General features: G+C 44.5%; 21 protein-coding genes. All 21 read right to left on the bottom strand.

Features of this window, described 5'->3' with window-relative positions:
• Nucleotides 1-340: 340 nt before the first annotated feature.
• Nucleotides 341-1,603, bottom strand: coding sequence for a M20/M25/M40 family metallo-hydrolase (locus EST42_RS09055; RefSeq protein ID WP_134645125.1), 1,263 nt, complete (start codon nucleotides 1,601-1,603; stop codon nucleotides 341-343).
• A gap of 116 nt (nucleotides 1,604-1,719) precedes the next feature.
• Nucleotides 1,720-2,250 (bottom strand): FUSC family protein, encoded by a 531-nt coding sequence (locus EST42_RS09050; protein ID WP_134645124.1) that lies wholly within the window; start codon nucleotides 2,248-2,250, stop codon nucleotides 1,720-1,722.
• 14 nt (nucleotides 2,251-2,264) lie between these two features.
• On the bottom strand, nucleotides 2,265-3,455 hold the full coding sequence (locus EST42_RS09045) for an MDR family MFS transporter (RefSeq protein WP_134645123.1): 1,191 nt from the start codon (nucleotides 3,453-3,455) through the stop codon (nucleotides 2,265-2,267).
• A gap of 76 nt (nucleotides 3,456-3,531) precedes the next feature.
• Nucleotides 3,532-4,947, bottom strand: a complete 1,416-nt coding sequence (gene dnaB / locus EST42_RS09040) for a replicative DNA helicase (RefSeq protein WP_134645122.1) — start codon at nucleotides 4,945-4,947, stop codon at nucleotides 3,532-3,534.
• A gap of 116 nt (nucleotides 4,948-5,063) precedes the next feature.
• Nucleotides 5,064-5,516, bottom strand: a complete 453-nt coding sequence (gene rplI, locus EST42_RS09035; protein ID WP_134645121.1) for a 50S ribosomal protein L9 — start codon at nucleotides 5,514-5,516, stop codon at nucleotides 5,064-5,066.
• A 20-nt stretch (nucleotides 5,517-5,536) separates the two neighbouring features.
• Nucleotides 5,537-7,549, bottom strand: coding sequence for a DHH family phosphoesterase (locus tag EST42_RS09030; protein WP_167711219.1), 2,013 nt, complete (start codon nucleotides 7,547-7,549; stop codon nucleotides 5,537-5,539).
• A gap of 156 nt (nucleotides 7,550-7,705) precedes the next feature.
• The gene (locus tag EST42_RS09025) at nucleotides 7,706-8,659 is read right to left on the bottom strand and encodes an ABC transporter ATP-binding protein (RefSeq protein ID WP_134645119.1); all 954 of its coding nucleotides are present in this window, start codon (nucleotides 8,657-8,659) and stop codon (nucleotides 7,706-7,708) included.
• Nucleotides 8,659-9,762 carry an ABC transporter ATP-binding protein gene (locus EST42_RS09020; RefSeq protein ID WP_134645118.1) on the bottom strand — a complete coding sequence of 368 codons (1,104 nt, stop codon included), beginning with the start codon at nucleotides 9,760-9,762 and terminating at the stop codon, nucleotides 8,659-8,661. The genes EST42_RS09025 and EST42_RS09020 overlap by 1 nt, the downstream gene beginning before the upstream one ends.
• A 17-nt stretch (nucleotides 9,763-9,779) precedes the next feature.
• Nucleotides 9,780-10,811: an ABC transporter permease gene (locus tag EST42_RS09015; RefSeq protein ID WP_134645117.1), complete on the bottom strand. Its 1,032-nt coding sequence runs from the start codon at nucleotides 10,809-10,811 to the stop codon at nucleotides 9,780-9,782.
• A gap of 10 nt (nucleotides 10,812-10,821) precedes the next feature.
• Entirely contained in the window at nucleotides 10,822-11,742 is a 921-nt protein-coding gene (locus EST42_RS09010) for an ABC transporter permease (protein WP_010371533.1), read from the bottom strand.
• A gap of 502 nt (nucleotides 11,743-12,244) precedes the next feature.
• A complete protein-coding gene (locus EST42_RS09005; protein WP_134645116.1) occupies nucleotides 12,245-12,901 on the bottom strand; it encodes an amino acid ABC transporter permease in 657 nt (218 codons plus the stop codon).
• A gap of 2 nt (nucleotides 12,902-12,903) precedes the next feature.
• A complete protein-coding gene (locus EST42_RS09000; protein ID WP_134645115.1) occupies nucleotides 12,904-13,548 on the bottom strand; it encodes an amino acid ABC transporter permease in 645 nt (214 codons plus the stop codon).
• Nucleotides 13,548-14,393 (bottom strand): transporter substrate-binding domain-containing protein, encoded by an 846-nt coding sequence (locus EST42_RS08995; protein WP_134645114.1) that lies wholly within the window; start codon nucleotides 14,391-14,393, stop codon nucleotides 13,548-13,550. The genes EST42_RS09000 and EST42_RS08995 overlap by 1 nt, the downstream gene beginning before the upstream one ends.
• A 12-nt stretch (nucleotides 14,394-14,405) precedes the next feature.
• Complete coding sequence (locus EST42_RS08990; RefSeq protein WP_134645150.1) at nucleotides 14,406-15,134, bottom strand: amino acid ABC transporter ATP-binding protein; 729 nt, start codon at nucleotides 15,132-15,134, stop codon at nucleotides 14,406-14,408.
• Nucleotides 15,135-15,300: 166 nt separating this feature from the next.
• Nucleotides 15,301-16,098, bottom strand: a complete 798-nt coding sequence (locus EST42_RS08985; RefSeq protein WP_134645113.1) for a DUF6681 family protein — start codon at nucleotides 16,096-16,098, stop codon at nucleotides 15,301-15,303.
• On the bottom strand, nucleotides 16,098-16,598 hold the full coding sequence (locus EST42_RS08980; RefSeq protein ID WP_134645112.1) for a hypothetical protein: 501 nt from the start codon (nucleotides 16,596-16,598) through the stop codon (nucleotides 16,098-16,100). The genes EST42_RS08985 and EST42_RS08980 overlap by 1 nt, the downstream gene beginning before the upstream one ends.
• A 23-nt stretch (nucleotides 16,599-16,621) precedes the next feature.
• Nucleotides 16,622-17,182 carry a guanylate kinase gene (locus EST42_RS08975; RefSeq protein ID WP_010371558.1) on the bottom strand — a complete coding sequence of 187 codons (561 nt, stop codon included), beginning with the start codon at nucleotides 17,180-17,182 and terminating at the stop codon, nucleotides 16,622-16,624.
• 81 nt (nucleotides 17,183-17,263) lie between these two features.
• Entirely contained in the window at nucleotides 17,264-17,797 is a 534-nt protein-coding gene (locus EST42_RS08970) for a biotin transporter BioY (RefSeq protein ID WP_134645111.1), read from the bottom strand.
• The gene (locus EST42_RS08965) at nucleotides 17,794-18,543 is read right to left on the bottom strand and encodes a biotin--[acetyl-CoA-carboxylase] ligase (protein ID WP_134645110.1); all 750 of its coding nucleotides are present in this window, start codon (nucleotides 18,541-18,543) and stop codon (nucleotides 17,794-17,796) included. The genes EST42_RS08970 and EST42_RS08965 overlap by 4 nt, the downstream gene beginning before the upstream one ends.
• 168 nt (nucleotides 18,544-18,711) lie before the next feature.
• Complete coding sequence (locus EST42_RS08960; RefSeq protein ID WP_134645109.1) at nucleotides 18,712-19,257, bottom strand: flavodoxin domain-containing protein; 546 nt, start codon at nucleotides 19,255-19,257, stop codon at nucleotides 18,712-18,714.
• A gap of 102 nt (nucleotides 19,258-19,359) precedes the next feature.
• Nucleotides 19,360-20,355 carry a DUF1002 domain-containing protein gene (locus EST42_RS08955; protein WP_134645108.1) on the bottom strand — a complete coding sequence of 332 codons (996 nt, stop codon included), beginning with the start codon at nucleotides 20,353-20,355 and terminating at the stop codon, nucleotides 19,360-19,362.
• Between the last annotated feature and the right edge of the window lie 114 nt (nucleotides 20,356-20,469).

The raw sequence follows: 20,469 nt of genomic DNA, 5'->3' as shown, positions 1-20,469 counted from the left end.
TCAACCCTTTTAATCTTGATTCTAGTTTACGCTGTTTAATCGGCTTTTGCTTATGAAAAGTCATTTGGTCGATCGTAGTTTGTATCGATCGTCGCGTTGCGACGAGGCATGGTGGGTGGGGTGTGACTTCGCCAAATCAGACAAAAAACCCAGCAAACGTCTAGCAGGCGTTTGCTGGTTACCATGGTGTTTCGGTTGTCTCTCAGTCTGCAATCGCTTAATCATTCGCCGAGAACAAGGAAACAGGTTCGTCTTTCTGTTCGCTTCTTATCCAAGGAGGGCCTTGTCTTGGTAAATAATTAGGTTTAGGCACTCGCAATTCGCCTATCAAAAAAGGAACTTATTGCAAATACTGTTTTGCAATTGCTTCGTATAGGCCAACCATATCCAAATACGCCTTGCGTTCAACGTACTCATCAGCCTTGTGCGCTGTCGCATTACCCGGTCCAATTACTGCAAGTTCTAAGTTCGGATTAGCTTTGATAAACTGTGAAGCGTCTGTTCCCAAGGATACCGCAATAGCTGGTGCAGCCAAGGGTTCGGGCAAGTAGTCTGGCACCAACCGTTGAATCAATTGAATCAGTTGACTATCTTTTGGTGTCACCACCGCATCATCATAAGCGCTCACATGCAAGGCCAATTGCATGGTTTCATCGGTCGCATTTACCTCTGCAACCAGCCGCTCTAATCGTGCAATCAACGCTTTTGGTGGTAACTCAGGAATGATTCGGGTTAACACCGTTAGGGTTGCTGAGTCAGGCACTGAATTCTGTTGTTGCCCTCCCCGAATGACATCCGGTCCGTACAATGTCCGATCCAAGACTGGACTAACCTCTGGCAAGGTGCCATAGAATGTCTTCTCAGCTAAGTAATACGTTACCAGGTGGTCAATCGCGTTCACGCCAAGCTTGGGCATTGAACTATGCGCAGCTTTTCCCGTCGCCGTTACTTCATACGCCAAAAAGCCCTTGTGCGCGTGAAAGATGAAGTGTTGCTCCGGTGCTGTTGCAGTTTCAATAGCTACTTGCAATTCCTTCAAAGTCGCTTCATCAATTACTGCGCCACCACTTTGGAAATAGTCTGTAATATCTGGCAAAGCAACCCCTGTCGGCTCGGCAATGACCATCGCATCGATATCATCCGCATAACCCCGATCAGCTAACAGGCGTGCCCCGGCTTCAGTCTTTTCCTCATCAACCGTCACTAACAAACGTAATGTGCCATGGAGTGGGACAGCTTGTTCATGCAGTTCAATCATCGCAATCACATATTCTGCCAAACCACCCTTCATATCAGTCGTACCACGACCATATAAACGGCCATCTTGTTCAACCAGCGTAAAGGGATCCGTTGACCAAGTCGTTAAATCACCTTCGTGAACCGTATCTGCGTGACCAGCAAATGCCAATACTGGTCCTTGACCATCCCCAATTTCGGCCACCAAATTGGCACGCTTCGTATTATCGTCTGTCACCAATTGTGCATCAATCCCATGCTTGCGCAATAGACCCTGTAAAAAGATTGCAACCGATGTTTCATTATCCGCAACTGTATTCAACGTAATCAAATCACGCAAAATGGTTAACTTATCTTGTTCCCGCATACTTGTATCCCCACACGCTTAGTTTTCTCATGTAATTCTAATATAAGTTGCGGTAATATGCAAAAAAAACCTGGATCAACAACCCATTCAGGTCACTAAGCCAGACTTTTCGATCATCATTTTTTACTATGCCGTTGGCGCTCAGCCAAATCAGCCGCAATCGTAGCCACGTCACGCGGATGAACGCCAATGTTCATCACAATTGCAATCACGGTACCTAAGAACGTATCAAAGACACGTTCGATAGCATACATATAGCTGGCTCCTTCAGGGATCGTTAACGAAATCATCAAGAAGGCCGCTACAGAACCAATTAATCCTTTATTGTTGTTCAAACCGTCATTAATTGAAATCAATAGCATCAATAATAGCGGTACCACGATAATTGTGACCCACTGCGATTCATCTAATAAATCAAAAACAAAAAAATAGGTAATCGCGAAAATACCACCAATGGCGTTTCCAATCACACGCGACTTACCAAAGTCTAACGTTGTTTCAAAGTCCTGTCGCAACGAAAATACGGCAGCCAGTGAAGCAATCATTGGATTACCACGATGTAAAAACGCAAACAAGGCAATGATAACCATCACTGATAGTCCCGTTTTAAACGTCCGCATCCCCAATCGGAACATCCCTAATTTCATTGCAGACCCTCGCTTTATTCATATTGCGTGGTGTGGCGATAGCCGGTCATTATCATGATTGCTACCCCAATAAAGGCGATAAACACAACTCCTGCACCACCATAGAACATAGTACCATATCCACTTTGTTCTATGACAGCACCACCAATCAACGGTCCCACCGCCCGACCAACAGATGGTGCGGCAGCCGTCATTCCCTGATAACGCCCCTTTAGCTCTAATGGCGATAACTCATTAACTAACGCTGGAATCATTGGGAAGGCCGTTGCTTCACCAATGGTCGTGACAACCATTGCAATCGCAAAGCCAGTAAACGACTTTGCAAACGGCAAAATCATAAAGGCAAGGCCAAACATAATCAGCCCAGCATAAATTTGGATGAACATTGATTTACGGTCTGCCGATAAATTCAAGGCATTCATGCCCAATTGAATAATTGCAATCAAAACACCGTTGATAGTCCATAGCATTGAATATTGCCAAACTGGCAACTTCAAGATGCTAGACATGTAAATTGACAGATTTCCCTGCCACTGTGAATATGAAACCCACAGAACAACCAATCCAATAACGCCTGTGTAGATTAAGCGCACATTCCACTTGGGCAACTGCAGGGTTTGTTTTCGCTCAGTTTGTTGGATGCGTTCCACTTTAATTTTGAAGGTGAATTCTACGATTGCCATTAGCACTAAATACATGACGAGAGCCAACCAGAATAGCCAGGTAATGCCAAAATTATAAATTGGACCAACTGCAGCAGTCGCAAACACCATGCCAAAATTGCTAATAAAGTACAACATGTTGAATACAAAACGACCATCATGGCTTCGTACATATGTCCCATAAGAATTAATCGTGGCCGTGTTCCACCCACCGAAGAAACCGGCTAATGTCAAAATAACGGCATAACTTGGCCAGCCATGGAAGAAGATGAAGAGCAAATTAATGACAATCATCATTAGTGTACCAACCTGCATCAATTTACGGGGTTCAAACCGGTCAAATAATCGGCCACTTACTAGTGAACCAACCGCCTGTCCAATCGCGTTAGCCATCATGACCCAACCGATAACAACCAAGGTCTGATACAGTTGGTCATGTAGATAAATTGAAGTTAAGGGCCAGATAAATCCATAAGCCACATTATTAATAAAACTTGCCGTTAATAACCAACGAAGTGACATGCCGGCTTGTTGTGTTTGCATGATAACTGTATCTCCTTTTTTCCAAAAATAAGAACGAGGTTACCAAGTTGGTAACCCCGTTAATAACCGATATTGTTTAACCGAATCCACCCGGTTCTTCAGCGTGGAACTCAATGTTTGAGAACTTATTGTATGACTTAACAAACAATAAGCGTGCCGTTCCACGCGCACCAGAACGGTTCTTTTCCAAGATAACTTCAATTTCTCCCACGTCCTGTTGTTCTTCATCGCGTGGGTCATTGGGGTTATCTGAATCATCGTTAGCCTTCTCATAGTAGTCTTCACGGTACAAGAAAGCAACGATGTCGGCGTCCTGCTCGATTGATCCAGATTCACGGATATCTGACAGCATTGGACGCTTATCTTGACGCTGTTCCACACTACGTGACAACTGCGATAGTGCAATAATCGGCACATCCATCTCCATCGCCATCATCTTGATGGCACGTGAAATGGCTGACACTTCTTGCTGACGACCTTCACTACCCGTTCCTTCAATCAGCTGCAAGTAATCAATAATGACCAATCCCAGCTTACCTTCACGCTTATAAAGACGGCGTAACTTTGAACGAATTTCTGTTACCTTAATTCCAGCCGTATCATCGATATAGATTTTTGTATTTGCTAACGATCCCATCGCGACCGCCAACGCATTCCATTCTTCAGAATCAAGTTGACCAGTACGCATATGCTGTGAATTAATATTTCCTTCAGCCGCGAGCATACGGTTAACCAGTGACGTATCCGGCATTTCCAGCGAGAACACAACAACTGGTAAATCTGGATCGGCTACGGCCACCTTCTGGGCGATGTTCAAGACGAACGCGGTCTTACCAACGGCAGGACGCGCAGCCACAATAATCATTTCACCACCGTGAAAACCAGTTGTTAGATTATCCAAAGCCGGATAACCGGACGCCAATCCAGTTACCGTTGCTGTCGTGCGTGAGTTTTGTTCAATTTGTTCAAATGACTTCTCAACCACGTCCGCGATATTCTTAAAGTCAGCGCTCTTTTCGCCACCGTTAATCATATCCAGCTTGGTTGATAATTCGGCAACCGCGTCATCGACCGAATCAGCGCCTTCATACGTTTGCGTCAAACTGCTTTGCAACGTATCGATCATATTGCGGCGAATTGACTTCTCACGGACAATTCGGGCGTAGTACAACGCATTACTAGCAATCGGCACCGTCGAGGCCAGCTCCGCCAAATAGGCCATTCCACCAACGTTCTCGACTTGATTGTCTTTATTCAATTCATCGACAATTGTCAATATATCGATTGCGCATTGCGATTCATCAAGCTTCAAAATTGCCGCATAAATCAAACGATGGGCCGTGCGATAGAAATCAGACGGTTCCAAAATTGTCATCAAATCGGCAATTAAATCTTGCGGATCCGTCGACAATAAAATTGATCCCAAAACTGCCTGTTCAGCTGTGATATCTTGTGGCACGCTCAACGCGACAGTTTCTGTTTCATCTGCCATGGAATGACCTCCTATTTTATCAGTACTAACTATTGTAACAGATATCACCATATCTATCCGCGTTAACTTCAAGAAAAAAGCACCAAGGCCGTTTAGCCCAGTGCTTTTACAGGTTCTTACAATTCGTCAGTGTGGATACGAATATTGGCTTCAACGTCGTGGTGCAACTTCACCGTCACATTACGGTAGCCCAAGGCACGAATTGGTTCCTTCATATCCATCTTACGCTTATCGATTTTCAAACCGAATTGGTCGTTCAAAGCTTCAACAACTTGCTTTGATGAGATGGCCCCAAACAAACGACCGTCGGTTCCGGCCTTTGCCTTCAACTCAACCACCGTCTTATCATCTTCCAACTTCATCTTCAATGATTCAGCCGCAGCCTTCTCCTCGGCTGCTTCGCGATCAGCAGCCTTCTTTTGGCCACGCATTGCTGACACATTCGCAGTTGTTGCTGGTTCAGCCTTCTTGTTTTTAATCAAAAAGTTGTTCGCATAGCCATCAGGAACTTCTTTAACTTCGCCCTTCTTACCGCGACCCTTAACATCTTCTAAGAAAATAACCTTCATGATTATCGACCTCTACTTTATTAATTTTCTTCTGCTTCACTATCGTCTGATGCTTCAAGTATCGACAATAGTTGGCTGTAAACATCGTTTGTTGCGACGTCTGCAACCTGGGTAGCTGCATTACTTAAGTGACCGCCACCACCCATTGCTTCCATTACTAATTGTACATTAACTGACCCAGTTGAGCGCGCTGAAACGGCAACCATTTTATCATCGCGTCGCGTAATGACGTATGATGACTCAATACCAATCATCTGCAATAATGCGTCAGCCGCTTGAGCTGCCACCACTGAGTCATATGGTACATCATTCTCACCAACAACAATCGCTGCGGTGTCATGAATCTCTGCTCGTTCAATCAAGTGGGCCCGCTTACGATACGATGACACAGTTTCTTTCATAAAGTCCTGTAACATCTTACCATCAGCGCCCACCGAACGCAGATAACTAGCCGCGTCAAACGTACGCGTACCAGAACGTAGTGTAAAGGACTTTGTATCCACTTGAATACCAGCTAGCATAGCTGTTGATTCAATCTTCGACAAGCCCTTCGCCCGATGAGGCTGGTACTCAAACAATTCCGTAACTAATTCTGACGTTGATGATGCATAAGATTCAATGTAAACCAATTGTGGCTCTTCAGGGAATTCCTCGCCCCGACGGTGGTGATCAATAATCACCACTCGACCGACCAAATGGTTGTACACATCCTGCGATTCAGAAATTGATGGCTTCGAGTGATCCACCATCACCAGCAAACTGCGTTCAGTCGCTTCGGTAATCACTTGGCTGGGCGTCATCATCGCGGTCTCGTCAGCGGGGTCATGCTTTAACTCATGTAACAACAACTGAATATCTGAGTGCTCATAACCAGTCTCTTCGTACACAACCCATGCTGGCTTTCCTAGCATCTGGGCCAAACGACGCACACCCAAAGCCGCCCCAAACGAGTCCATATCAGACCGTTTGTGACCCATGATAAAAATTTGATCTGCTTGCGTCATCAAATCCGCCAGTGCCTGAGAAATCACACGCGCTCGAACACGCGTACGCTTCGCCATTGGATTAGTATTACCACCATAGAAGCGGGCATCCTCCGTTGGTGACTTGACCACAACCTGATCACCACCACGGCCTAATGCCAAGTCCAAATTAGCTTGGGCATTTTCGGCCAACACGCTAATCGCCTCTTCTTTATAGGCAATGCCGATACTCAACGTAATTGGCGCGTTTTGCATTGACGTCGCTTCACGGATTGTCGTCAGGACATTAAACTTATCTGACTCTGCAGCTCGTAGGCCACTACGGTAACCAATCAACATATAACGATCAGCCGATAAACGGCGTACATATATCTCATGGTCAGACATCCAATCTGAAAGGGTCTTCGTTACGAATGTACGCAACGCTGATGCATCTGAATCGCTCATGCCTTCAGTCACTTCATCATAATTATCCAGCGACACAATTCCCAAAAAGAGACGGTGCGCTTCATAATCTGAGGATAATTGCACAGATGACGTCGCATCAAGCAAATAGACCGCCCGTAATTCAGGCTGAACTTGCACATCAAAAGTGCGGTCTAACCAAGTTAGGCGGGTTACCCGCTTATCCTCATCAGGCCAACGCTTAATCACGTCAGCAAGCTTAGCCGAAACATCTGTTAGCGTGCGACCAACAATGATTTCTTCCCCAAGATAACTCTGCAAATATGGATTAACCCAATCAATCTCGGCTTGTTCATTAAACAAAATCACCCCAAGTGGCATTTGAATAATGGCTTCTTGTTCACCCCGATTAACTCGGTAAGACAAATTTTCAATATAATGCGCGGTATCTTCCCCAATAATTTGCAACGTTTTAAAGATGACGATTAAGGCAAAGACTATCAACCCTAACCAGACTAATCCAATTAGCCAATTGACCATGAACCCTAATATCGCGCCCATCAATGCCATCAATGAAACTAAAACGGCAACCCAAGCAAGGCGCCGATTTTGAAAGAATGCCGGCAAAGCATCCAACTTTTTCACGTGATTCACCTAACCTAACTCCGTTTAATTTAATACTTTCTTTAGTATACCATGAACGACCATAGGACTTATACCGCTATTCAATGAGTTTTCCATGTTTAATTGATGGATAAGAAAAACGATTCGATGATCGCTGTCATCGAATCGTTTTACTGGTTAATCAATCAAGCCGGCCTCACGGGCACGATCTTGATACATTTGAATTTCATTTTCCGCCGCCCAAACAAAGTGGTCAGGTGCGATTTCCACCATCGTACGGTCGCTACCATCCATCTCATCAGTTGGGTCATAAACAATTGGCTCACGGGCCGTTTCAACTGATGGGTCTGGTACTGGAATCGCACTCAACAAGGAGCGCGTGTAATCGTGCAACGGTTGATTGTAAACATCATCTGCTGGTCCGATTTCCACCATCTTTCCCCAGTGCATCACCCCAATGCGGTCTGAGATGTACTTCACCATCGACAAGTCGTGGGCAATGAATAGGTATGTTAAGCCCTTATCCTTTTGCAGTTGCTTCATCAAGTTAACAACTTGTGCCTGGATAGAAACGTCCAATGCCGAAATCGGTTCGTCAGCGATAATAAACTTAGGTTGCACTGCCAAAGCACGTGCAATACCGATACGTTGCCGTTGTCCTCCTGAGAATTCGTGTGGGTATCGATTTGAGTGGTCACGGTTCAAGCCAACGATTTCAAGCAAGTCTTCAACTCGTTGTGAGCGTTCCGCATCCGACTTAGCCAAATGGTTCACATCAATTCCCTCGGCAACAATATCCTTAACCTTCATACGGAGATTCAATGATGCTTGTGGATCTTGAAAAATCATTTGCACGTTTTGTCGGAAGTTTGACAAGTCGCTCTTCTTTTTCAACTTTGCAATATCTTGCCCGTCGAACAATACCTCACCGGCAGATGGATCATACAACTTCATAATCGTACGCCCAATTGTCGTCTTACCTGAACCTGACTCACCAACCAACCCAAACGTTTCACCTTCGTAAATATCAAAAGTGGCATTTTGAACGGCTTTCGTCTCATTGCTACGGCCCTTGTTAAAAGTGATATCAAGTCCTTTAATTTCAACTAACTTCTTCTTTGCTTCAGCCATTAGTTGTTGTCCTCCGTTCCAAGAACTGCCGTTGCGTCGACGGCGACTGCCTGATTACGGTCAGCATCTGGGTGCGCCGCTTGATAACGGGCCCAACGCTTTTGTACTTCCAATGGTGGCACAACTTCTGGTGCTCGTGCATCCAACAACCACGTTGCCGCAAAGTGTGTTGGTGACAATTGGAAGAATGGTGGCTTCTGCTCTTCGTCGATTGCCAAAGCATACTTGTTACGCGCCGCAAACGGATCACCAACAGGTGGCTCTAACAAATCTGGTGGCGTACCGGGAATTGCTTCCAATTCGCCACGTTCCGTCTCTGTCGTTGGCATTGAATTCAGCAAGCCCCATGTATATGGGTGTTGTGGGAAGTTAAACACTTCATCCACTGTACCAATTTCAATAATCTGGCCCGCATACATGACCGCAACACGGTCAGCCATACCGGCCACCACACCCAAATCGTGGGTAATAAAGATAATTGATGAATTGATTTCCCTTTGAACCTTCTTCATCAAGTCCAAGATTTGTGCTTGAATCGTCACGTCCAACGCGGTCGTTGGCTCATCGGCAATCAACACTTCAGGACGGTTAATCATCGCAATTGCAATCACGATACGTTGACGCATACCACCTGAGAATTGGTGTGGGTAGTCATTGATGTGAGCCTCAGCATTTGGAATACCAACTAGCTTCATCATTTCCAATGCCTCGCCCCAAGCTTTCTTCTTGCTCATCTTCTTGTGCTTGATAAGCGGCTCCGCAATTTGTTGGCCAATCTTCATCGTTGGATCCAATGATGTCATTGGGTCTTGGAAAATCATCGCAATTTCAGCCCCACGCAACTTTTGCATTTGGTCTTCTGACTTACCGATAATTTCATCGCCACGGAACTTGATTGAACCGTGCTCCACTTCCGCATTCTTGGCCAACAATCCCATTAGTGAACGTGTCGTAACAGACTTACCTGACCCAGACTCACCAACGATAGCCAATGTCTCACCCTTGTACAAATCAAATGAAATGTCGCGGATGGCTTGCACCTTACCGTTGTAAGTCCTGAAATTAATTTTTAGGTCTTCAACCTCAAGAATTTTTTCTGCCATTTGCTAACTCTCTTTCATTAATCCTTTGTACGAGGATCAAAGGCATCACGCAATCCATCACCCAACAAGTTAAAGGCAATCATGATAACCGCCAACATTACGGCTGGAATAATCAATTGATATGGATAGAATTGTAGCGCCTTTTGACCATCGTTAAGCAACGTTCCCAAAGATGCCATTGGCACTGGAATTCCCAACCCAATAAATGATAAGAGGGCCTCGAAGAAGATTGCTGATGGAATCGTGAACATCAATTGCACGATAATGGTTGAACTCAAATTTGGCACCAAGTGACGCAAACCGATACGCCATGCTGACGAGCCCAGTGTGCGGGCAGCCAAGATGTAATCTTGCTCTTTAATCGTCAACACCTGCGCTCGAATCAAACGCGCCATTGATGTCCAAGATGTCATAGCAATTCCCAAAGCAATTGAGAACATACCGGGCTTCAAAATCAAAATCAACAAGACGAACACAACCAGGTTCGGAATTGATGAGATGATTTCGATGATTCGTTGCATCACAACATCAGTTTTACCACCGCGCCAGCCGGAAATGATTCCGTATGTTACACCGAAGACCAAGTCCATTGCAGCCGCAATCAACGCCACTTGCAATGAGATACGCGTACCGTACAACACACGCTTGAAGATATCACGACCAAATTGGTCAGTTCCAAACCAGAAGTTCTTCTTCTTTGAAACACCCGCTGAGTCATATGAGTCAATCTTCACACCATCTAACTTGGCGTGCCCCGTAAACCCTGGGATATCACCCAGAACACCTGGCAAACGTGGTGGTAGGTTTTGCAATGTCACATCTTGATGAGATGTAGCTTTTGAATTTGCAATTGGTGTTGAACCAAAAGCAACAACGAACACAGCAACCAATACCCACAATGAGATAAAGGCACCTCTGTTCTTCTTTAGTCGACGCCAAGCGTCTTTTACGAAGCTCAATGAAGGCTTCATAATTTTTTCGTTATCAACATGACGATCAGCTGGGAGCAGCTTAAAATCATCTGCCGTCAAATTTACTTGTTCAGCCATGCGCTTCTCCTTACTTAGCCAAACGGATACGTGGATCAATCAATCCATACAAAATATCCGTAATCAACAACACAACCATCAACATCATGGCATAGACGATTGTTGTTCCCATGATGATTTGATAATCATTCGTCAAGATTGAGCTAACAAATTGACTACCAATTCCAGGAATTGAAAAGATTTGCTCGATAACGATTGAACCCGTCATCAAGTTAACTGCCATCGGACCAATCAACGTTACCAACGGAATCAATGAATTACGCATTGCGTGCTTCCAAATAATTTCACGTTTTGACAATCCCTTGGCACGTGCCAATTCAATGTAATCAGACCCCAAAACATCGACCATTTCAGTTCGAATGAATCGTGCTGATACAGCCAATGGGCTCATCCCCAAAGCAATTGTTGGCAAAATAGTTGATGCAAAGCCCTTCCAACCGGCGATTGGCAACCAACCCAACTTCAAGCCAATCCAGTATTGGAGCAATGCGGCGAAAACGAATGACGGAATTGAAATTCCCAAGACAGCCAAAATTGACAACGCCGTATCCGTCTTTGTGTTGCGGCGTACCGCCGCAGCTGACCCCAAACCGATTCCGGCAATCACACCGAAAATCAAAGCTTGGATACCCAATTGCGCTGAAGGTCCCATACGTTGTGCAATCAGCGTTGAAACTTCTTGGTTAGCAAATTGGAATGAGACCCCAAAGTCGAAGTGCAAGGCATCCCACAAGTATGTGACGTACTGAATGAAGATTGGCTTGTCCAAGCCGTATTGTGCTTCAATCAACTTTCGTTGCGCTTCAGACAAGCGCTCGGCGTTAGCCAATGGTGATCCTGGCATCAACTTCATCAAGAAAAATGTCGCTGATATAACCAGCACCAGCGTCAGCAAGATAATTGCTAGACGCTTTAGAATATATTTGATCATAGCGATGACCTTCCCCCACTATTTTGCTTTCTACTTCTAATATGAAAGAATCAAGTTGCTTATGAGATATAAGCGTTTGGTTTCTTACAAAACTAGTAGCTTTTATTAGACTTTTATCATTTTAACAGAGATATCTACAATGTAAAAGGCTTTGTTAGCTAATATCACACGAGACTCTCATTTTCTTAATAATTTTGAAGTTGTTTGCGTTTACATACGTTCGGTATCACAAAAGCATTCATTCTTTGCGGTGGGCTAGATTTGTGTGTCGTCGCGTTGCGACGAGGCATGGCCGTCACTATTCAGAAAAGCCCGCACAGACCTTGAAGGTTTTAGGGGAATTATTTGCCCCGCTGAATGGCGTCCGCGCCATTCGGTTGCCGAGTTTTTAAACAAAGGCGTAGGATACGATTCGACCCCATTGTTCGTGCGATAGCACGACACACACCAATACAACAAAAAACCACCAGCACAAAAGTACTGGTGGTTTAATCAGTTTAAATTAAGCTGCCATTCGACGGTCCAAAATACGACCAATCTTTGAAATCACGTAATTCAACGCGAAGTACAATACGGCCAACGCAAAGAACATCGCCACAATAGCATTTGGCTCTTGGGCATAAATGATTTGTGCACGGTATGTCACTTCTGGCAACATGATAATCGTTGCCAAAGACGTATCCTTAATCAATGACACAAATTGTGACACGATTGGTGGAATCATCTTCTTGTAAGCCTGTGGCAAAATAATGTGCCACAAGGCTTGCTTAAAGCTCAATCCGTTCGACAAAGCACCTTCTAATTGCCCCTTTGGTACGGCGACAATTCCTGATCGAATAACTTCTGCCAACATCGCTGACTCAAAAATCGTCAATGCGAAAATCGTTGACGTCATAACGCCCAAGTGAATGCCAATCTTTGGCAATGCAAAGTACGTAAAGAAGATAATCAACAATAGTGGTAGGTTACGAATCATGTCAATGATAAAACCAACAATGCTTGATAGATATGGGATCTTGACGTAACGGATAACACCAAGTAATGAACCAATAATAAAACTCAAAATGACCGAGACAACCGCTACTTCGATAGTGACCCATAGTCCCATCAACAAGAAGCGGATGTTAATCCATGAGAACGCTGATAAGAATTCTGCCATGATTATCTCTCCTTATTCAACTTGGTTTCCAAGTAGCGCATGTAGTAACTCATTGGCATCGTCAAAATCAAATAGAAGATAGCAACGATGATAAATGGCCCAAACGTATCAAATGTTTCTTGCGAAATCATATTTGCTTGGTACATCAAATCCATGCCAGCCACGAAAGCTAGCACTGATGAGTTCTTAATCAAATTAATAAATTGGTTTCCAAGTGGCGGGATAACTAGCTTAAACGCCTGTGGCAATACCACGTAACGCATTCCTTGCCACCAAGACAATCCATTAGAAAGTGCACCCTCCAATTGACCATGTGGCACGGCGTTAATTCCCGCGCGCACTGTCTCAGCAATAAAGGCTGACGTATATAGCGTTAGTCCCAACGTTCCAGCTGCAAACCCGCTAATTTTTACAACGTTTGCAATTACCACATAGAAGAACATCGTAATAACCAACAATGGAATATTACGAAGTACTTCAATATAAATACGCCCAATAATATTGGCCGCCTTATTTGGCACAACTTCCATCAAAGCAAAAACAGTTCCTAGAATCAGTGAACCAATCAATGCCAGCACTGACGAGGCGATTGTCCAACCAAATCCAGCTAGGAAGTCATGAGCGTGTGTTTGAAATAATGACAACATTACTTAGCCAACTCCTTCCAATCCATTCCCTTAACACCAGCGAACCACTTCTTGGCTAGCTTGGCGTAAGTACCGTCTGATTTGATATCATCAATCGCCTTATTAACAGCCTTGACTAACTTAGGGTTGTTTTCATCCATAGCAACGCCATATGGTTCCTTAGTAAAGGGACCACCGACAACTTCCAAACTCTTCGAGCCGGCCGCCATACCATACAAGATACCGTTATCAGTCGTCAATGCATCTCCTTGACCAGCCTTTAATGCTGTTAAAGCAGTTGCATAATCAGACAAAGCAACAACCTTAGCCTTAGGCGCGAACTTCTTAACAACCACCGCTGACGTCGAACCAGCAACGGCCAAAATACGAGCTCCCGGCTTGTTCAAATCGTAGATATCCTTAATGCCAATACCCTTCTTAACCAAGATAGCTTGCCCAGCATTAAAGTAAGGCTTTGAAAAATCAACAACCTTCTCACGATCTGGCGTAATTGACATCGTAGCAATAATCGCATCGATATTACCGTTCAACAACATCGGAATACGCGTTCCAGATGTAATTTGCGTCAATTCAACCTTCGCTTTTGGATTAACACGCTTCGTAATTTGCTTCGCCATATCAACATCGAAGCCTTCCAACTTACCAGTCTTTATATTCATCAAGCCCATTAACTTCGTATCACCCTTAACACCCCAGACCATCTTATCTGACTTCATGATACGATTGTAAGCTTCGTTTTTCTTATCGCTGGCATGCACCGGGGTGGCAACCACACTCCCTGCTAGTAAAGCGACGGTGGCACTAGCAAGCACCGCACGCCAAGTACGCTTAAACTTGCGACTCATACTCCGCACCTCCTAGTGAATGATTTGTGACAAGAATTGACGTGCACGTGGCTCCTTAGGATTTGAAAAGAATTCTTCAGTAGGAGAATCTTCCAAAATTTGACCATCTGCCATAAAAATAACACGATCGGCAACTTGCTTAGCAAAGCCCATTTCGTGTGTCACAACCAACATTGTCATACTTGAATCCGCCGCGATTTCGCGCATAATCTTCAAGACGTCGTTAACCATTTCTGGGTCCAAAGCTGACGTTGGTTCATCAAACAATAAGGCCTTTGGCTTCATTGCCAATGAACGCGCAATCGCAATACGTTGTTGTTGCCCACCTGAAAGCGTTGAAGGCATCTTGTCAGCCTTGTCAGCAAGACCAACTCGCTCCAACAATTCCATTGCAATCTTCTTGTTTTCTGCTTCATCACGCTTCAATACCAAACGTGGGGCCAACATAATGTTTTCCAAAACCGTCTTGTTCGCATACAAGTTAAAGTGTTGGAAAACCATGCCAACATTCTTACGCGTACGGTTCATGTCAGTTTGTGGGTTAGCCAAGTCTTGACCGTTAACAATTAATTGGCCTTCTTGAACAGGCTCCAAACCATTTACGGTGCGAATCAACGTTGATTTTCCTGAACCAGATGGGCCAAGCAAAACGACCGTTTCACCAGCTTCCACGTCAAGGTTAATATCCTTCAAAGCGTGAAAATCGCCATAGTACTTTTCGACGTCCTTAAATTCGATCATCGACATAATGGTGTTCCTCCTTATTGACAATTGTCTCAAAAATCATCATTCAATATAAAATAACCCGTCGCGATTTTTCGTGACGGGTCGCTATGTTTAATAATAGTCTGTAAATAAGACTAGTGTCAATTATCTTGTCAGGTTTCTTGACAATCACCTGACAGACTCACCTTTGCTTATAAGCTAGCTCAACGGCTAGTTGATAAGGCGTCGTTGTTTCTTGTAGGTTTACGCGACCACGTGTATGACCAACACCACCCGTAATTACCGCCGATGCAATAAACAAATCATAATTTTCGAGGGCTAACTCAACTGGTTGCAGGCCAACCGTTTTAATCCTAGCAACGCGCTGCGCAAACATCTCGTTCAAGCCGCCGTAAACGGCCAAGCCACCACGCTCATTCTCCAATCGGAAGTATGGCAATGGTGTCCCCGGATGATTAGCATAGATGACCTCGTTACCAGCCGCCAAATAGGCTAACTGATCAGTCTCTGAAATGCCGTTATAGTCTTGTTGGAACATCCCACTAGCTTGTAACTGCTCGGCAACTTTCGTTAATTCTGCTTGCATATCAGCGTCAGAAATTGCCGTTGCTGGTAGCACATTTTCTTTGGCGTATAATCCGGTTGCTGGTACATAAGGCATTGCTGCTTTAGTAGTCTGACTTTCTTCATCAGGCCGGCCACCTAAAACCTTTTCAATCTTTGGTGAAATATCCCACTTCACCGTTTTCTTCGTATAGTAGTACACCATATTCAGAACCGCAAAATAGGCAATCACAATGAAGGCTAGCATCAATACCGCCCCACGAAGGTAGGCCCCATTTTCAATGTGCTTTACGCCCAAGTACAAGACATAAAAGTCTCCCGCTGTGGCCAAAAGTGAATATACTTGCCCTTTCCACCTGGTATTAACATTAAAGAACCCCAGGTAGTGGTTTAACAAATCTAAAATAGTCAGCATTAGTTTGTTGCACCTCCGTTCGCTGTCGATGGTGTCGTTGCTGGCGCAGTTGAACTAGCCGTAGACGAACTCGTTGCGCTTGAGGCCGGGGCACTTGAAGCACTTGAAGCACTCGACGTGACGGCACTTGAACTGCTTGCCGGACGACTCGTTTCGCTCGACGAACTCACCCGACTATCAGTCGTATCTTTATTTGTCGATGCCGTACTTGCTGATGACGACTCCTCTTGTTTACGATCCGACTCTGTTGTGGCAGACGAGTCTGTCTGACTATCACTGTCGACTTGACTCGTCGATGTTTCAGCAGTGCCAGCGGACTTACTCTCTTCAGACTTAGCCGGCGCACTTGTTGATGTCGATGATGACACAATGCTTGAAGAAATTTTTGCACCATTCGATGTGTTCGTTGAAACATTAACAATTGCGTTAGCTGCACTTAACGCCAAAATAATTGAAACTAGTGCAACCGGCGTGATAACGGGTGGTGTTCGATATGCCATAATACTCCTCCTATCGTGGCCAATTATTCTTGGACAACCTGCTTAACAATTTGATTGATCTCTTCTTTGGTGGTTTCCCAATCATCATTAATCACGACGTGGGCAACGCCGCGTAACGCATCAGGCAATGCAGCATCGCGTTGATATTCTTGACTGGCTAAACGCTCCTTAACCGCAGTTACATCATCCCCACGCTTTTCTAAACGCGTTAACAAATCATTTTCTTCGCTAACAGTGAGATAAATAATAACCGCCTCGTCACCCAATTCTTGCGCATATGTAATTGCGCCAGCCGTATCCAACACAATGGTAATGAATGGATTCTTCTCCCACGCCCTAGCTAATCCTTCATGGGATGACCCGTAGTGATAATTTGAATACGTCACACTCTCTAGGTAATGATTTTGTTTAAAACTTGCTTCAGTTTCAAAATAATAATCAACTTGATCAACTTCACCTTCTCTTGGTGCTCGAGTTGTGTGTGTAATAACTTTTGGCATTTCAAAGAATTCATTGAGGTAATTTGCAACAGTGGTTTTGCCAGTACCGGTATTTCCAGTTAGCACAAATACTTTACGATTCATGGGTTTTAACGACTCTCTTTAAACTTAATTATTTCCATTATAAAACCCCGAACTTAAGTTGGCTTAATTCGGGGTAAAACGTTAATATTCCTTACCGATTGGGAGACGCATCACCCGGCCAATCATCATCGCCAAAGCAATGACAATGACAACCTTGATTAAAGTTGGCACGATGAAAGCCACCAATCCGGTAGCCATTGCATTCGCCAATGGCATCTTAGCCGCTACTGCCAGCCAAACCGTGCCGAATACCAACTGCAAAAACGCCGCAATTAAGTTCCACGCTGTCAACGCATACCACTTGGCACTCAACTTGATTCCCCACCCAATAATAAGCGGGAACAAAAGCATGCCGATAAGGTAACCACCCGTTGGCCCAATAACGATACCAACACCAGAGGTCCAGCCTGCAAATACAGGCATCCCGACCACGCCTAGCAATAAGTAAACTGCCACAGCTGACAACGAAATTGGTAGCAATGTCACCGATGCAACCAACGGCACAATCATCGTTTGTAGGGTTAACGGCACAACCCCCGTTGGAACTGACAAAGGTGCCAATACCGCAATCATTGCTGCAAAAACAGCTGCTAGCACAAGCTGTCGTGTTTTCATGAAATAGTCCATCCTGTCATATTTAATTTCGTGATTTCACCGGAATAGAAAGTTTGTGGGCCAGCGGTTGTTTGCACCAACAACCCACCATCATCCAGCACATCTTGAACACGCCCTTGGATGGTTTGCTTACCAACAACCAGCTCAACCTGTTGACCAATTACGAGTGATAATTTGCGATAGTCGCGCATCACATCACGGGCATCTAACGAAAAATAGCGAACGAAATAATTTAATAACGATGCCACCAGCTGTTCCCGATCAACTTGTTGATCAGTTAACGCACCGGCCTTTGCTTGGATGTCAGCCGGATAATCGGTTGGATTAATATTCAAACCGATGCCAATAATCAAATGATTACCGACCGATTCAACTAAAATACCGGCCACCTTTTTATGTTGATAGTACAAATCATTGACCCATTTAATGCCAACATGTACACCCAATTCAACTGACAATGCAGTGGCAGCTGCCACCGCCACGCTTGTTGTCACCTGACCAGGGTTGAGCGTTCGACTATCAGCCACTAGCCAAACCAAAGTTAGATAAACACCAACTTGATCTGGCGAAAAATACTGTCGACCATGCCGGCCATACCCTGCCGTTTGCTCATCTGCCACAATCGCTACTGGCGTCTTTAATTGTGTATTATCAATCAACCGTTTTGCAGCAGTATTGGTTGAATCGATCGTGGCATAACTTGTAATTGTCACTGGGCTTAATTGTGTCAATCGTAATTGATCCATGGTCCATCCCTCCAAACTTTCTAGTCCCCATTATCACAGTCAGTCATGGTATTCTCTGCCAGCACAACCAACTGTTCTATCATACCATGTACGCACACTGGTCAGGTTACCCGCTTTAACCCAAACGGACTAGCCCAAAAATCTCTGCACTAGTCCTTTTTAGGTTAATTATTCTAATGAAGCTTGTTGTTCATAAGAGCAAACCCGATCGATAATCGATTGCACTAATTGACGATAACGACCCACTAAATCAATTTGATTTGTTGGCATTTCCTCTAATTCTTTCACGTGTTCTTCCGCAATCGCGCGACCAATCTTTTTAATCCACCACACCGATAGTCGATGCCAACGCCCCATTTTGTCATGGTTTGTCGCACTCCGTAGCTGAAAGAAATCAGCACACTGTTGGACAAGGTAATTAAAATTATCAATACAAATATGTTTGAAATAAGTCGCATCAATCAGATGGAGGCCCACCGTGAACAGCAAAATATGCTTATCATACAGTGCCGGATTCCGTGTATTGACTAGGTTAGAAATTTTAACGCGACCATGAAATACTGGGCCACCAAAAACAATCGTATCGTACGTCGTTAAATCCAACGTGCCGATTCCATCTAGGCGATACAAACTAACCTGCAACTCATTCGCAATCCAGCGGGCACATTTTTCAGTATGCCTGTAGTGACTATCAAAAATCACGACCGCACTCATTCACGTCTCCTCCCCATCTATCTTTCTGCCATTATTATACGAGTTGTAAGTTGTTGACGTGTACAAAAGTTTCGAAGATAGTGTGAAGTCTGACAAAAATCATTACTTATTCAATAAACCCTTGAAAAAGTTAACAATTGGATTCCAAATGTTCGTGACGAACCAATTAGCAGCTTGCTTAACATCCTCTGAATTCGCAAAATCCTTCGCCTTAGCCATCGCATCTCCAGCTGAGTTTTCAAGCTTATTTGATAGACTCTTAGCATTATCAACGAAGGAAGATGAGTCAGAAATAGGTGCGTCTGCAACCCCTACCAACGCTTGCGCCATTGTTTGTACCGCCGTATCCGACGTCTTTTCGGCAATACCTTGCTTATCCAAGTTAATATTTAATTGATCAACTGCAATATTAATTGTAATGTTTTGCCCGTCTTGCTTTTTCTCAGCCAGTTCGCTAGCTGTGTTCGTTACCGCTGACGTTAACTTACCTGGGTAGGCCTTATCGTCTTTGTTATCATTCACGGCATCCGTTGTAGCGGCTAGCATGTTATTAGCTGCAGACGTATTTTGTTCGTTCAGCGCAATCCCATCTGTATCCAAAGCTTTATAAACACCAGCCAAGGCTGCTTGCCCAGAAACTTGTTGGTTGGCTGTTACCGTAATAATCACATCTTTTACACCGGCCATCGTGGCTGCCATCGCATACTGTTGTGAGGTCACTTGCGTAATATTATCCTTACCATCAAAGTTCTTAATGTTTACCAGTGTCCCTGTACCAGGCTCAGCCGGTGCAATGGCAACAGAACTAATCATCGCACTATCTGCCACTCCCGAAAGGCCAATGTACGAGGCGTCAGCCCCGGTTGTGGTTAGTTTTTCATAGCTGTCTGTTACACCAAGCGTTGTTGCAAGAGCACTTTGATCTGAGGCCCCAGCCCCATAAACAACATACGACTTTGATAAGGCTCGTGTTTGCACATTCGTTGTTATCGCTGCTTGCACAACGTTGGGTTGCACCAGAACGGTCGCAGTCACCGTTGAAGCCCCCAACAAGGCAGTTGCTAGCAACGTCGTCGTTATCATTTTCTTAGTTTGCATCATTATTTCCTCCGATACCATCGTTTTCATTGTTACATAATTGTAACATATCGCGCCTTAAACCGAACTTCAAAACGTAACGCGCTTAATTTGTGAATTTATTGTGAACAGTTT

It is taken from the genome of Weissella cibaria (assembly GCF_004521965.1).
Taxonomy (GTDB): domain Bacteria; phylum Bacillota; class Bacilli; order Lactobacillales; family Lactobacillaceae; genus Weissella; species Weissella cibaria_A.
The sequence above is the reverse complement of the archived record's forward strand: the minus strand, read 5'-3'. Positions and strand labels throughout refer to the sequence as shown.